Genomic DNA, 15,963 nt, shown 5'->3' with positions numbered 1-15,963 from the left:
ACAGTATCCCATTGGGGACAATGACATAGAAAAATCACGAAGAAAAACAGGCCTACACGTTTTACAATTTATTCCCTCACCTGTGAAATCCAGTTAAGTAAAGCAGGTTTAACAGACTCATTCCAAGCAGGTGAAAGCCTGAGGTCTATAAACTCCCCATATATTGTATCAATGGCAGATATGGCCTGCTCAATGAGGAACATTTTTTCATAGAAGATACCTTCAGGGTCATCTTTTATATCCTGTTTTACCTTGGGGGTTTTTAAGGTTTTAAGGTTCATCCACTCTGAATCAAGGGTAAATGAGTATTCATTCTCCTCAACCTTGAGCCTGAGCTGGCTCTATTTCGAAAATTAATTATAAAATTAGGGATAACTTAGATGAGCCTTATTCCTGTTTCTAAAATTTCTTTTGCCAGGGGATTTTGTAGGCCAAAATCTTCAGGTGAAAAGGGAAGCACTTCAATTTCACTGCTTACAGATAGCGTGATCTTCCTTATTTTATCCTTGTCCTCCATACGGTTTCCCACAAATATTTCTGAAACCAATGCAATATCAATATCACTCCACTCCTTATTACTTCCTTTTGCATAACTGCCAAAAAGTATTGCTTCCTTAATTGGAATATTGCCCCGGTTTAATGCCTGGAGATAATCATCTATCGTTTTTTTTACTTTAACAGGGAGTTTAACCATTTATAAAACTCCTTTATTTTTGACATGTTTTTTTCAGCATATTCCGCATCACATATCTTATAAAATTCATGCTTGTAATCAGGATAGCGTGTCTGTATGTTGAAATCATTAACCTTATCGAGGAAAAATTTTTGTTCATCATTCAATTCTATTCTTGATAATTCTGCCAACCTTACAAGATTGTGAATCTTTGGGGGAATATTGCTGTCATTCTTATCGACAAATATTGCTTTTAAAATTTTTTCCAGTGCTAAATGACCAATATACAAGCACCAGTCATATCTGCCTGAATTGAATATCGCCTCAGCAGATTCAAGATCGTGTTGAGCGCTTTCACGCCAGTATTTTATGTGTTCCTCTTTGGTCATTTTTACTTCATATGATAATGTACAACATTCAATATTGATAAAAATCTACCTCATTTTGCTTTATATTACAATAAAAACATAATCCTAAACTGGTTGATGATTTCGAATGGTTGAAGAAGTCTGTAATAGAATCATGCAGACACTAATAGCATGAGCGTATTATTACATACAAAAGGATATGCTTGGTTTACTCAAGAGGCGATATTTAAGATGGAAATAGTCAACACTGATCTTCCAGTATAATTACCCTATTCCTTCACCTGTGAAATCCAGTTTAAGAGTGCTGGTTTTACAGAATCATTCCATGCAGGTGAAAGCCTGAGTTCTATAAACTCCCCATATATTGTATCAATTGCAGATATGGCCTGCTCAATAAGAAACATCTTTTCATAGAAGATCCCTTCAGGGTCTTCCTTTATATCCTGTTTTACCTTTGGAGTCTTGAGGGTCTTAATGTTCATCCACTCAGAATCAATGGTGAATGAGTATTCATTCTCCTCAACCTTGAGTCTTAACTGGCTCTCTGTCACCTGCTTTTTTTCCATAAGGGCAAAGCGGGCCTCCTTGAGGTTGAGGTTGTCACCGGTAAAGACTATCTTTTCTGTACCCTCATCGTCATCATGCCTGAGCACTATCTTTTTATCCACCCAGAGCTCTACATCCCCATCCTCAAGCTTATATGTGCCTCCATTTACCTCACTGTTATACCAGAGCCACAACAGGAACTCCCTTGCTAAAAACTCGGTCTCTTTTACTCTTTCTATAAGCAGCATCTTATTCTTTAACTCCTGTTATGGAATAGGTGAGCCCTTCAAGCAGTTCGGGTTGTTTTCCCTTCTTATCAAGCCCCCTTGCCGCAATCAGCCAGGGGTAGAGGCTACCGATCTTTATGTTAAAACACTTATGAAAAAATGATGCGAACTCATCGCACACCTTGTGGCTTGCAGCGCCAAAGAGCACATAACCCTTTTCCAGGTTCCAGATCATGTCATAGGTCTTTGAAACCGGTATTGCCCGTTTGATAAGGGCGGCCTTTGTCATCTCCTTTATCTCGTTTCTTTTACCCTTTGGCAGAAACTCAAGACCCTCCATGTCCAGAACCTTTTTTTCCGCCTCAAGGGAGAATTGTTTTAATGCCTTTGCCGGGACATTTCTTGTGTCTATGCGCCAGGTTAAAGCAAGATAGGGCTCTTTAAGATACTGCATCCTGTTGAAATTATGGTCAAACATATCAAGGATATTTACCCAGCCGATCGCCTTTTCCGCATCAGATGATTCATCAAAACCCTTGAATGAATACCTGTCAATCAGCGCAGGAAAGGTCTCAAGGTAGTTTTCCGGTAAAGGGTCTTCAAGTATGTATCGTGTAAGACTGGATGACCCGCTTATTAAACCCATTTTTTACCCCTAATAACATGAAACATTAATTTAAAAAATAATCGCCCGGGAGAATCCTGAAATGTTGTTCTCACGGACGATGACAGCGAACATCATTAGCAAAGAAAAAGAGCTTATGTCAATAAATATAGATAAAGGTATGCGGTTTACGGTACCTGGACTGTGCTGCACAGGGATTAAAAAAAATTACTCAGGAAGAACAGAAAACCCTTTTAAAGCTTATTCCATAATACGCTTAGTTAGTGTCCATCCAAAAACTGTCGTTTTTGGATTCAAGCGGTCAGCCATTAGTGTTCAGCTTCCTGTCCCGCCATAGCCTTGTGCGACGGCGGATCAGCAAAAGACTATCAAACCAAAGAGTTAGCTGACAGCTGATCGCTAAATGCTGAAAGCTCCATCCAGAATTTGTCTCTTTCTGGATGGACATTAGTAAGCATCATTTAAAGATACCGGTTCATTCCCGGGCGCTTCAATGCCCCTTCTCACGAGGAGCGTGCCCTCCTCCTGGTAAAGATTGATCGTGGCCTTAAGATAAGTTATCAGGGCCTCTATCTCCGTGATCTGGCTTGCCACAAAATCCCGCTGGGCCCTTGCCACCAGAAGTGCGGTTGATTTACCAACCCTGAATTTTTCTGTCTCTGCCTTTACTGATTCCTCCTGGAGCCGCGTGGTGGCGGCAGTGGCAGAGACCTGCTCCCTTGCGCGGTTGATTTCTATAAGAGCGGAACGCACATCCACTTCAATAAGCTGTTCCAGGTTTTTAAGGGCCTCTTCCGACTGTTTTTTAGAAATAATAGACCGGTTGTACCTTGCTTTGTCTGCCCTGTTCCTGATAGGAAATTGGAAGGAAATCCCTGCGGATATGTCATAGTTGCCATCATCTATTTTTCCGAAAGCATCTCCAAAGGAATCCGAGTAACCGGTTTTGCCTGCTGTAATAAAAAAATCCAGTACTGGTAAAAGGCCGTTTTTTGTCTGAATCACCTCTATTTCGCCCTGTTTCAGATCAAGCTTCGCCTGGTTGATTTCTGGTCTCATTTTGAGTGCCTGCTGTATGTATTCAGACAGCGCATTTATCTCTGTATCCACAGCCACCGGCGTGTCAGATATGTTTACCCAGGTCTCGAGAGGATTACCGTCCGGGTTGTTTAAAAGGCGCCTAAGCCTGAGCCCTGTTAATGCAAGGTCGCTCCTGGCGTTTATAAGCGCCTCCTTGCGCAGGGCCACCTCTGCTTCTGCCGCATAAAGCTCTACCTTTGCGAGGGTGCCAATCTTGATTCTTTTATCGGTTTCCTCAAGCTGGTCTTGCGCAAGTTTAAGGGATTCCTGGAAGATAGAAATCCTTTTCCGGGCCAGAACATAGTCCCAGCAGGTTTTCTCAACATCAGCAACAAGTGCTTCTGCAAACCCCCTCAATTCATATTCAGATGCAAGAAGCGCCAGTTGGGCCTTTCTGAGGTTCGCAAGATTTGCGCCTCTTCCAAAACCCTCCAAAAGAGGCTGGTTAATGGAAATTACTCCTGCCGCACTGGTCTGAACCCCTGACCTTTCCGAATCAATACGCTGCATTTCAATTCCAAGAGACACTTCAGTCCCGGTTGAAAATTTCTTGGATACATCTATACTGTTATTTTTCCTTTCAATATTGGTAAGATCGACGATCCCGCTGGCAAGGGTACTTTTTGACTGATTGCTTTCAAGGTTGACAACCGGGTCAAATACAGCCTTTTGTTCCATTTCATAAGTCTTCTGTATCTCCGGGTTAATACGCTCGATCAGAAATGCGCGGTTATTTTCAAGCGCACGCAGGGTGGCCTCCTTTATGGATATCGCCTGGCTTTCAGTCGCCTCTTCACCTGAAGAGTATAATGAAACAAGGGATAGAATAAATATGCATGCAACCAGACACACCAGCATGCCCTGTTTTAACCTGTATTGCGGGATCATAGCTAATTACCTTTCCGATGAAATATTGAATAAATAACCGGGATCAATACCAGCGATATCAATGTAGATGCTGTAAGCCCCCCTACAACCGCCCTGGCAAGCGGCGCCTGGGCATCTGCTCCTTCACCGATCCCGAAGGCCAGGGGGAGAAGACCGAAGATTGTAGTAAGGGTTGTCATCAGGATAGGCCTGAGCCTTCTTCTGCCTGCCTCCATAACGGCCTCATGAACCGACTTGCCCTCTCTTTCGAGCAGGCCGGCCTGGTCTACAAGGAGAATTGCATTGTTAACAGCGATTCCACCCAGCATAATACATCCTATGTAGGATTGAATGTTCAGTGTAGTATTCGTAATGAACAGGGTCACAAGCACCCCAACTGCCCCCACAGGTACGGAAAACATAACCACCAGGGGATTTTTAAGTGATTCATACTGGCACGCAAGGACCATGTATACAAGTACAAGGGCAAGCATCAGGGAGATAATAAGTTCATGAAATGCCTCTTTCTGCTCTTCAAAATTACCCGCTACCCTTAAATCGTAACCAACGGGTTTAGCGATCTCGTAAAGCCGTTCCTGTACATCCGCTGCAACAGAACCTATGTCCCTGTCCGCAATATTGGCCGTTACATAAGCTATGCGCTGCTGATCTTTTCTTTCTATAAAGACCGGCCCCCTGCCTGACTCATCCCTTACCAGGTTCCTGAGTGAAACAAGCTCTCCTGAACCGGTTGACAGTGTCAGGTTAAGGATATCATCAATGGACATCTTTTCGGCATCCTTGAGCTGAACAAGAATCCTGTAGGAATTACCCCCTGTGCGGTATTCACCGGCCCTTGTGCCTGCAACGGCTGTTTCAAGCACCCTTGTAACATCCCTGACGCTTAAGCCCAGGTCAGCAGCCTTGTTTCTGTCCACATGTATCTCACGCTGAGGGACACCGGCCTTTCTACTCATATCTGTGTCTGTAACACCGGGGACATCCCTGATAGCGTTCAGTACCCTCTCTGTCAAGAGGTCAAGGATCTCAAGCTCATAACCACGTATTTCTATTGTAATGCCTTCCTCTCCGCTTCCAATAAGCCTGCTCAGAATAAACTGGCCCTGGGGCGCCTGAACCCTGATATCCATTCCGGGGATTCTATTCTCGAGCCGTGACCTCAGATCATTTGCTATCTCAACATTTGACCTGCTGCGATCTTTAAGCGGTGTTAGAGAGAGATTTATCTCTCCCCTCGAACCTCCTCCCCCGCGCCATGAGGACCCCACACTCACAACCGATGAGATGAGTTCAGGAACAGCCGGGTAAACAATCTCCTCCATCTTTTTTGTCTGTTCATCAGCAAGTTCAAGCCTGAGGCTGACCTCCATTTCTCCGTTTACACGCACTTCACCTTCATCACTGGGAGGGAGCAGCTCGGTTCCGATAAGGGGATAAAGGAGAAAACTGAGGGCAAGCAACAGAACTGAGATAAATATGGTTCTGCCTTTATGCGCCAGGGCGAGCTCGAGAAAACCCTGGTAGGAATTGTTTAAGGCATCTAAAAATTCTGAGGAAATATTTGTGAGGCGACTGATCCACCCGCTCTTTTTTTTGGTTTTATGCTCAGCAGCTTCAAGAAGCCTGGAGGCGAGCATAGGAACTAGACTCAATGACACAAAAAGAGAACAGATCAGGGAAAATATAATAACATAGGCCAGTTCTTTAAAAAGTATGCCTGAAATACCCCTCACAAAAATAAGGGGTAAAAATATCACCAGTGTGGTTATTGTGCTGGCTATAATTGCGCCGCCAACCTCCTTTGTGCCCTTGATAGCAGCATAAAAAGGGGTTTCATTATTTTCATCCCTGTGGCGGAAGGTGTTTTCAAGAACAACAATGGAGCCGTCCACCATCATGCCTACACCCAGCGCAAGCCCTCCCAGGGTCATGAGGTTCAGTGTAAAGTTACCAAAGTAAAGAAGTGTGAAGGTGGCAATTATTGAAATGGGGATGGCAAGTGATATGACAACAGTACTCCTTATGTTCCTCAAAAAAAACAGAAGCACCACAATTGCAAGAGCACCACCGTAGAGTACAGAATTTGCCACGTTCTGTATTGATCTTTCAATAAAGTTGCCCTGATTTATTACAGGGATAATATGCGCCTGCGGAAAATCCCTGTTTACCTTTTCTATCTCTGCCAGAACACGTTTTGCCACTTCTACAGTGTTTTCATCGGCCTCCTTCCGGATTCCAAGCCTCATTCCGCGTTCTCTGTTGACCCTTACAATCCTTTCAACCTTTTCGTATGTATCTTTTATTTCTGCGATCTGTCCAAGGGTTACCGCTGCCCCATCATGAGTAATGAGCACTGTATTTTTCAACTGATCCAGGTTCGTAAATTCGGCTGGCGCCCTCAGTGCAATATCATACTTTCCCTCCTCTATCTTTCCTGCGGGTCTGTCAAGGTTGGCGTCACGTATCGCCTGTAGAATCCGGTCGAGCGGGATATTAAGGGCCTTCAGGCTCTGGGGGTTTAGCTCAACCCTTATCTCTCTGTTATAACCGCCCCAGATATCAACCTGGGCAACACCCGGAATACGCGCGAACCTGTACCTGATCTGGTCTTCAACCAGCTCTGTCAGTTCAATGGGGTCGAGTTTACTGGATATCCCCAGTATCACCACAGGAAGACTTGATATATCAAACTTATCGACCCTTGGTCTTACAACATCTTCAGGCAGGTCATTCATTCCATCTTCGATTTTACTCTGAATATCAATTGCAACAGTATTAATGTCGGTACCCCATACAAAGGTTACCCTTATACGGCTGTTACCCTCTGAGGAATCCGAGGTCATCTCATCAACACCGGGTACAGTGGCTATTATCTCCTCCAGCGGCTGGGTCACAAGTCTTTCCATTACCTCGGGGCTTGCCCCTGCATATGAAGTGCGTACACTCAGGGTAGGCAATTCAACACTCGGAAGCATATCGAGCCGGAGCCGGCTTAATGACACTGCTCCCAGTATTACTACAATGAGCGTAACCATAGTGATCACTATGGGGCGTTTTACACTGAATTCCGCGAGTGTCATTTTTGTGTCTCCATTTTATCTATTGCTCCTGTTTTATTGCCTTCTCCTGAGATGTGAATTTCTGACCCGTCATCCACAAGCTGCTGCCCCAGGGTGACTACAAGACCTTTCGTTAACCCTTCACAACCGATTTGCACCTTTTCACCATCACGGATCCCTACTTTTACAGGGCACCACCTGACGGTTTTATTATCATCATTGACGATAAATATCCCATCTATATCATTTCTTTTTGTCAGGGACTGCTCAGGGACAATCAGGGCATTTTCCACATTTTCAAACACAATTGTGGCTCGAATGAACATGCCCGGTTTCAACCTTAACTCATGGTTTTCAATTTTGAGTTCAATTCTTGCCTGCCTGGTCGCCTGGCGGAAGATGGGGGCGATACGGCTTATCTCACCTGCAAATATTTCATCAGGGTGGGCGTCTGTGGTTAAAAAGGCTGATTGACCGGGTTTAAGATAAACATAGTCCTTTTCAGACACATAAATAATACCCATAATGGGATCGAGTTCAACAATGGAAAGAAGAGGAGAATTTGCGGATACCATGTCACCTTCATTGACAAATCTTTCCCCTACTGTCCTGGTGTCATCCCCACCTGTCCAGCCTGCTGCTATCTTTGTGTACCCCTGTTTTATTCTAGCCGTCTCAAGGGAGGCCTCTGCCCTTTTAACCTGGGCGTCCGATACTGCGAGCTTTGCCTGTTTCGCGAGCTGATCGGCCTTTGCGGAATCATATTCCGAATCTGAAGCCAGGCCGCTCTTGAGTAATTCACTTATTCTTTTTAACTCCCTTTCAGCTATTTCAGAACCGCTTTTTGCCTCTGCCAGAGTCGCCTCTGCAACAGCAAGATCCGCCTTCGCTAGAAGAACGGCCTGTTCATATTCTGCATCATCCAGCTCGGCAACTATCTGGTTGCGTTTTATCGTATCACCTATATCAACCTTAAGAAGCTCAACACGGCCGTTTATCTTGGGGGCAAGCACAAATTCGGAAGGGGACTCAAGGGTTCCGCTAAAGGCTTTTTTCAGCTCGATCGACCCTGTTTTTATTTCTGCCACCTCAACAGGCACTGCCCTTGGCCCACCCTGACGGCGCTGATCACCACCTGACTGTTCTCTGATACGTGAGATGATCTGCCATACAAATGCAATAATTAGTATGGTTGCCAGAATAATTGCTATTTTTCTTTTTCCTGTCATTTTCATATTTGCCTTCTTCCTTGTCTGTGAGATTTATGAATGCAGACACTAATATATTCCTCTGAACGACTTTCATGGAGAAGAAACAGGTACATACCCATAAATCTTAAAATGATCCTATTCTAAAATATATTGAGCTCAATATAAACAAATAAAAAATTATTACTCCCGGAGTCACATGGCCTTCATAAGGTCATTACTGATGCAAAACGCCTTGAACTGAACCTTTTTTCTGTTTCCATAAAATAACCTCCGATAAAACTATACTAAAATGAATATTTTATGCCCGTAAAATAAAACTTTGTTTTTGCAGGTATAAGAAAGGGCATTATATAATCCTTGTTAAACATATTATCGATCTGGAAAAACAGTTTATATTTTTTAATATCATATTCAACCCTCACATCAACTACATAATTGCTGGCAACACCCATAGTATTTTCACTGTTGCTGAACTCTTCGGATGAATAGTTTACTGTTGTGCTTATGGAAAGTCTTTCAATGGGTGAGGCTATAATCTTGCCCTGCAACCTGTGTTTCGCCCTCATAGGAAGCCATAAACCTGTGTCATCATCTTTGGCAGATTTATAGGTGTAGGATACTGAAAAATTGTATCTTGGATCAGGTCTAAAAGATACAGAGCTGTCAACCCCCTTTTCTGTAGCGCTCCCGACATTGACAAAGGTTCGCCTCAGACCGTTTTCAGTCATTATAGAATCCATGGCAATAAGGTTTTCAACCTCTGTATAATATGGGGTTACATTGAATGAAAGAACCTCAAAGGGGGAGTAGAGCAGTGTCAGCTTGTAGTTTGTGAACTCTTCCTTTTCCAGGCCAGGGTTTGCTATTACAAATGCATCTGACCGATACCTGTCTTTGTAACTGGGGAGCCGGTCAGTAAGGTTAAAACCAAGAATAGCGCCAAAATTGTCTTTTTTGTAACCCAGACTAATTTCAGGATTCAGGCTGTTATCAAAATTATTGTAGTATGTCCCTCTCAGCCCGAGGTACAGAGAATAGATGTTATCTTCAGATGAAACCTTGTATGTTGTGAACATCCACCCCTTTTTTTCTGTATGTTCTGCATCAGGCAACTGTACATTATTGATATTTGTTTGAACGCCTACCTTTGCATGTTCATATCCTATTCCGGTATTCAGCGCTGCCTTTCCAAAAATAGTAAAATCGGTGGTAAACTCCTGGCTGAATATCTCAGGTGTTATCTTTATTATGTGGGGTATGGGCGCCGGGGGGGCATCAATGCTCTGATCCATTGAATGGGTATAAATGGATTTGCTGTTTAACCTTTTTATACTTGAGAGGAGGTTGGCCGAAAAGCTCTCAAAGGTTGCCTCATTATAGAGAGTGGGTGCAAAATAGGGGCCTCCCAGACCTTTTATATCCTTCAGATAGTTTAATGATGGTGAGAATGAGATATCATCCTTTGGGCTGAAAGAGAGGTTAAGGCCTCCTCTTGTAACCTCTTTATGTTCATTTGCACGCCAACCATCATCGTATTCATACCCACCCATTACGCCTATCTTTATGCCATTAATCTGTGTCTGGAGATCACCGCTGTACTCTTTGTAATTCATGTTTCCGGCAGCAACCTCGATATTACCGCTAAATGTATCTGTAAGCTTAGAGGTAATAAGTATTACACCGCCTGATGCATTTTCACCATAACCAGAGCCTCCTCCCTTGATCACCTCGATCCTGCCTACATTATTGAGTGAAACCTGATCCCACTTGATACGCCCTGAAATTGGGTCTTTAATATTACGCCCATCCAGCAGCACAAGAACCTCTGTAGAGCCGTTGATGGATACATTATCATCCCCAAGCGCTGTGACACCGGGTATTGTTTCAATAACCTTGGCAACATTAGAGGCATTCATGCTGTTGATATCTTCGGCAGTAAAGATATACCCTTTAACCCCTGCCGAATTCTTTTCTTCTGCAATGCTTATTTTGCTGATAAAAGCCACCAGCAAGATGAAAAAAATAACCATTTTCATTCTGCAAATTTTCAAAACCATATTTTTCATTTTATATCCTTTTTCTTATAATAAAATATATTATGATTCCCATTATCATTATCACCAAAAGAGATATTTCAAACCAGTGAACCCTTGCCATGTGATCCACAAAAACAGCAGGGGTGTATCTGTGGTGTCTGGTCTTGTATAATCCTGCTGTAAAATCCTCCTTACGTTCAATATTGAGTGCTCCTTTTTCAATATTCACCTTAAGAAAATGATAGGCGCCATATCTTTTACGTTTATCAGGGCATGAAATCCCTGCTCCCCCGGTTACAGTATATGGTACACCCTCAAGGTCCCCCTCATAAATGCCGCTTCTTTGGGAGGCAAAGATATGGCTAACATTATATTTCAGGAAAAGCGCCAGCAGTTTTGATGAGGTATCTTCAGATATATATTGCTCCCTATTGTCAACAGCCGGATCATAAAAAGGGTTGTGCATAAATATGATTCGGCTGTCATAACCGGCGGCCCCCTTAAGCTCATTTGCAAGCCATACTATCTGTTTATTATCGAACCTGTTTTGACCTGCATTATCAATCACGATAAAAAAGTTTTTGCCCACCCGAAAGGAGTAATAAGAGGGGCCGAATATCTTCCGGTATAACTCTATACCATCTCCTGAAAGGTCATTATTACCCATGACAGTAAGCAGCGGTATTCCAAGTTTGGCTTCCAGCTCTTTAAGGAAATACTTATAATAGGATTTTTTCCCTTTAAAAACAGTATCCCCCAGATTAACAGCAAAAGCGATCTCAGGGTCATGATCAACCTGCTCCAGTATGCCCCTGAAAATATGGCTGCCAGCCCTGCCACCGGAAAAAAGTGCGAATGAAAATTTTGCAGGATCATTTATGGCTATTTTCTCCAGATTTGTTTTTATCCAGTTTTTTGCAGGCAGGGGTGTTATATGGTAGTAGATCTTTAATGCGATAAAACAACCTATGCACAGGAATATGAATAGAGATATCTTTGGATGTTGCTTTGTAACCTTTGAAAAATATTGTATACCCGGCATACGCATGTATTCTCTTCCTTGTCTATTATGTAGCGACAAGGCATGCCTTATCGCTACAGATTGCTACATAGAACCCTACTAACTATGGATTATACAAAAAGGAGTTAACCGGAAAATGACCAAAAGATTATTATTTGGTAATGTTTTAAAGAGATTTGTATGCTTGATAAGCCTGGGTATACATTTGTGGAAGTTTAACAATAAATGTGCTGCCCCTGTCCGGTTCGCTTGAAACAGATATTGATCCATGATGTAACTGAACAAATGCCTTTGCAAGGCTAAGCCCCAGCCCTATGCCCTGAAGAGACCTGCTTCTGTCACACCTGTAAAACCTGTTAAAGATTTTGGGGATATCCTCTTCAGCAATGCCGATGCCTGTATCCTTTACATAAAGGATTGCCTCATTTTGATCGCTTTTTAAAATAATTGTAACAGTTCCATTTTCAGGGGTGTATTTCAGGGCATTATCCAGGAGGTTTGCGACAAGTCTCTGTACCTTTCCCCTGTCTGCATTAATTGATGTGCCCGGCTCTATCTCCTGTATGATTCTTATTCCCCTGTCTTCTGCTATGGGCTGAAAAAGTTCACACGCCTCATTTAGGATCTTTGATAAATCCACATCGGTTAAATGGAGCTTTGATACGCCAGCCTCTGCCTCTGAGATCTCAAGCATCGTATTTATCATTGTGAGAAGATTATCGCACTCCTCAATAATGCTTCCGGCCATGGCCTCATATTCATGGTTTTCGCCCGCAGTCATAAGTGTTGTTTCAGCAATCCCTCTCATCCTTGTGATGGGGCTTCTCAGGTCATGGGCAATATTGTCGCTGATTTCCTTTATGTCAGTTATGAGGGTGTGCAGTTTTTCAAGCATCGTGTTAAAGGTGGTGGCAAGCCTGTCCAGCTCTTCTCCGTGCCCTTTTATTTTGACCCTTTTATCAAATAGGCCGTCTGTTACCTGGATGGCTGTTTCTGTCACCTCCTCTACACCAATAAGCGCACGTCTTGCCATAAACCAGCCTGTAACAGCGGAGACGAGGAGCATAAAGCCCATTATAAAAAGAAATAACTGCCTGAAGACATCAAGGAACCGGGTGATGCTGCTCATTGAAATCATTATCTGGAGGATATAATCCTCTCCAATGAGTTTGTATAATATGCGAACCTTATCCTGTCGCCCTGGTACAGAGATGGTTTCAAAAACGTATTCACTCCCATCTTTTATAATATTTAATGCCCTTCTGCCTGGCCCTGTTTTCCAGTTAGTGCTGTCAGTGGAAAAGATGGTCTCGCCATTAATATTAAGCAGGCGGATAAATATCTTTTCAACCCCTTCAGACTCTGCCTCAAGGGTCATGGCGAGCCGTACTTTATGGATATCTCTTCTCTCAATAAGCAGGGCAATCTCCTTTGCTTCATTCTTAAGGTTTTCATCGAGATCTTTATGAAGTTTGGATGTTAAAAGCAAACTGAATATAAAGAAACCGGCAAGTATTGAAACAAAAAATATAGTAGCATACCACAGGGTAAGTTTAAACGAGAGAGTATTGAAAAATCCAAATCTACTCCTTAATTGCATACCCTACTCCACGTATAGTATGAATCAGCTTTTTATCAAAGGCCCTGTCTATCTTATCCCTTAACCTGCACATCCTTGCCTCAACAACATTGGTCTGGGGGTCAAAATTATAATCCCACACATGCTCCATAATCATTGTTTTGGATACAATCTTATCTTTATTGCGAAGCAGATAAACAAGAAGGACATACTCCCTGGGTTGCAGCTCAATCTTTTCATTATTTCTTGTTACTTCATGGGTGAGGAGATTGACTTTAAGGTCAGCGATCTCCAGGAGTGATGTGTCTGACAGATTGCTGCCCCTCCTGATAAGGGCATGGATGCGGGCCAATAGTTCTGAAAATGCAAATGGCTTGGTCAGGTAGTCATCGCTTCCTGTCTGGAGCCCTTTAACCCTGTCTTCCACAGACTGTTTTGCGCTGAGGATAAGGACAGGTAAATTGCTTCCGCCTGATCTTATTTGATCAATAAGGCTAAGGCCATCCAGTTTCGGAAGCATTATATCTATGATCGCTGCATCATAGGATTCAGATGAGGCAAGATCAAGCCCTGCCTCACCGTCTGCAACATGGTCAACAACAAAACCCTCCTCCTTGAGACCCTTTACAATAAAAGAGGCAATCTTTATGTCGTCTTCAACCAGTAGTATCCGCATTAAAGTGCTCCTGACTTCATTGGTAAATTCCTAATAACCTATTGTGGCACAAATAACGTAGGTTAATATTTAACGTTAACTATAGTTTTTTACTCCGTGTTCTCCGCCTGGCCCGCCATAGCTTCAGCGAAGGCGGATGTACTCTGTGGTGAAATATCTTTACCTTTTTTTCAATGTCACACCAACACCCCCAAGCTGTACATTCTGGATAATTGTTTCAAGATCAGGGCTTTTTGTAAGCCTGTCAATATAGTCCTGATCCATGGAATCCCAGTTGTGAGACACAATAAGCCCGCCAGGACGTACCAGCGGAAGGAGCTTGTTCAGGTAATCCAGGTATCCCTCTTTGTCCGCATCAAGAAAGAGTATATCTATAGTCTCCTTTATCTTTGTAACCTCTTTATGTGCGTCGCCCTCTATCATTGTAACCAGTTTATCCACGCCTGCCTTTTTAAAATTGTCGGCTGCGAGTTTTACCTTGCCAGAGTCTATCTCAAAGGTTGTAAGCATTCCGCCGGTTGTGCGGAGGGCCAGTAAGAGCCAGAGGCTGGAGTAACCGTTTGATGTGCCGATCTCTACCACATGTTTTGCCCCCATTGTCTCGGCGAGGAGCCGCAAAAGCCTTCCATCATCCATAGGGACATTCAGCATGCCTCTCTGGTTATCGGCCATCTCAGTAAGCACATCCAGTATCTTTTTCTCCTGTGCATCCTTTGGCACAGACAGTGTTTCGCTGGACATTGAGCCCCTCCCGCGGCCATACCAGCCCCTCTGCTGCCCTTCGCTAACCAAAGGGATACATAGAGAGATAAAAAGTAAAAGTATTGCAGGGAGTGTTATTATCTTTTTCATGGTGACCTCCTTGTTTAAGTTGTCAGATTATACCATAAAAACATAACCACAATATGACCGAAAAATTACCATTTGGTAATATTTTTTACCACGGAGTACATCCGCCTTCGCTGAAGCTATGGCGGGACAGGCGGAGAGCACGGAGAAAATCAAGCTCGTTTGATCACAAATGCCTGCTTGGTTTTTCTATCGAAACCTGCTGATTCATAAAACCTTAATGTCTCCTCATTAAGTCTGCCGGTCATGAGCATAACCTTGTAACAGTCCTTTTTCCAGGCGAAATCAATAGCAGCCTTAAGCACAGATACTCCATGCCCTTTTCGCCTATGCTCTATATGGGTAACCACATTTTCAATAACCGCATAAGGACGGCACGACCTTGTTAGGTTTGGTACGATTACTATTGTACAAGAACTGATCAGATCCTCTTCCTCAAAAACACCAAAGTATTTTATGTTTTTATTGGTCTGTATCTCCGCCCAGACCTTTGAAATTACATGAGGTTCCGGTATGGTGTCATCATCATGCAGGTGAGTGTAAAGCCCAAGGAGCTTAACAAGCTCATCTGATCTTATTTCACGGATATCCATTTTTATACCCCTGTTGTAGAATTAAGATCTAACTGAAGCGCCTCTCCCTTGAGGGGAGAGGTTGGGTGAGGGTGAAAAAGATTTGCAGTATATTCGCTCTGTTTATTCATCTGCAGTTCCCCCTCCCCCAGCCCCTCCCACAAAGTGGAGGGGAGTGTTTGGAATTTCTTAATTCATCAATAGGAAAATTACCTCAGTTATAACAAGTAACATGTAATCTATCTTTATGGGCATAAAGGTTTATTAAGCTTATTCCCAAAATACACATAACATTGGTATAGTTATATTGAATATCAATGAAACCGCTTACATATTAAACGTATCACCAAAGCAATGCAAATAAAAGGCAACCAGACCCATAAGTTTTCATTCACAAGTACATCCATACCCCTTTCTTTAAAAAAACGGCTCCTCACAAGAATTTGTGGGTCAATTTTGGCATAGGTAGCTTTCCCAAGCCATGATATAGAGCCAGCTTAAATGTGTTTTCAGTACGATAACCAAAAGCCCTATGGCTAATAACTTTAGCCTT

The 15,963-nt window shown here is 43.0% G+C and carries 14 protein-coding genes; all 14 read right to left on the bottom strand.

The genetic code is table 11. From position 1 onward, the window contains the following. Positions 1 to 68: 68 nt before the first annotated feature. Positions 69 to 281 carry a hypothetical protein gene (locus GX654_13890; protein ID NLD37955.1) on the bottom strand — a complete coding sequence of 71 codons (213 nt, stop codon included), beginning with the start codon at positions 279 to 281 and terminating at the stop codon, positions 69 to 71. A 95-nt stretch (positions 282 to 376) separates the two neighbouring features. Next, positions 377 to 694, bottom strand: a complete 318-nt coding sequence (locus tag GX654_13885) for a nucleotidyltransferase domain-containing protein (protein ID NLD37954.1) — start codon at positions 692 to 694, stop codon at positions 377 to 379. Continuing rightward, positions 670 to 1,062, bottom strand: coding sequence for a HEPN domain-containing protein (locus GX654_13880; GenBank protein NLD37953.1), 393 nt, complete (start codon positions 1,060 to 1,062; stop codon positions 670 to 672). The genes GX654_13885 and GX654_13880 overlap by 25 nt, the downstream gene beginning before the upstream one ends. Positions 1,063 to 1,310: 248 nt before the next feature. Beyond that, positions 1,311 to 1,835, bottom strand: a complete 525-nt coding sequence (locus GX654_13875; protein NLD37952.1) for a hypothetical protein — start codon at positions 1,833 to 1,835, stop codon at positions 1,311 to 1,313. A 1-nt stretch (position 1,836) separates the two neighbouring features. After that, a complete protein-coding gene (locus GX654_13870) occupies positions 1,837 to 2,460 on the bottom strand; it encodes a recombination-associated protein RdgC (protein ID NLD37951.1) in 624 nt (207 codons plus the stop codon). A gap of 426 nt (positions 2,461 to 2,886) precedes the next feature. After that, positions 2,887 to 4,407: a TolC family protein gene (locus GX654_13865; protein NLD37950.1), complete on the bottom strand. Its 1,521-nt coding sequence runs from the start codon at positions 4,405 to 4,407 to the stop codon at positions 2,887 to 2,889. 2 nt (positions 4,408 to 4,409) lie between these two features. After that, positions 4,410 to 7,487 (bottom strand): efflux RND transporter permease subunit, encoded by a 3,078-nt coding sequence (locus tag GX654_13860; GenBank protein ID NLD37949.1) that lies wholly within the window; start codon positions 7,485 to 7,487, stop codon positions 4,410 to 4,412. After that, positions 7,484 to 8,695, bottom strand: a complete 1,212-nt coding sequence (locus GX654_13855; protein ID NLD37948.1) for an efflux RND transporter periplasmic adaptor subunit — start codon at positions 8,693 to 8,695, stop codon at positions 7,484 to 7,486. The genes GX654_13860 and GX654_13855 overlap by 4 nt, the downstream gene beginning before the upstream one ends. Positions 8,696 to 8,961: 266 nt before the next feature. Then, a complete protein-coding gene (locus tag GX654_13850; GenBank protein NLD37947.1) occupies positions 8,962 to 10,707 on the bottom strand; it encodes a TonB-dependent receptor plug domain-containing protein in 1,746 nt (581 codons plus the stop codon). A gap of 37 nt (positions 10,708 to 10,744) precedes the next feature. Beyond that, entirely contained in the window at positions 10,745 to 11,755 is a 1,011-nt protein-coding gene (locus GX654_13845; GenBank protein ID NLD37946.1) for a hypothetical protein, read from the bottom strand. 145 nt (positions 11,756 to 11,900) lie between these two features. Further along, entirely contained in the window at positions 11,901 to 13,334 is a 1,434-nt protein-coding gene (locus GX654_13840) for a HAMP domain-containing protein (protein NLD37945.1), read from the bottom strand. Beyond that, positions 13,318 to 13,989, bottom strand: coding sequence for a response regulator transcription factor (locus GX654_13835; protein ID NLD37944.1), 672 nt, complete (start codon positions 13,987 to 13,989; stop codon positions 13,318 to 13,320). Before GX654_13835 ends, GX654_13840 begins: the two co-directional genes overlap by 17 nt. Positions 13,990 to 14,148: 159 nt before the next feature. Further along, positions 14,149 to 14,841 carry a hypothetical protein gene (locus GX654_13830; GenBank protein ID NLD37943.1) on the bottom strand — a complete coding sequence of 231 codons (693 nt, stop codon included), beginning with the start codon at positions 14,839 to 14,841 and terminating at the stop codon, positions 14,149 to 14,151. A 149-nt stretch (positions 14,842 to 14,990) separates the two neighbouring features. After that, entirely contained in the window at positions 14,991 to 15,431 is a 441-nt protein-coding gene (locus GX654_13825) for a GNAT family N-acetyltransferase (protein ID NLD37942.1), read from the bottom strand. Positions 15,432 to 15,963 lie beyond the last annotated feature (532 nt).

It is taken from the genome of Desulfatiglans sp. (genome assembly GCA_012513605.1).
Lineage (GTDB): Bacteria > Desulfobacterota > DSM-4660 > Desulfatiglandales > HGW-15 > JAAZBV01.
Note: the sequence above shows the minus strand (reverse complement) of the source record. Positions and strands in the feature narration are given on the sequence as shown.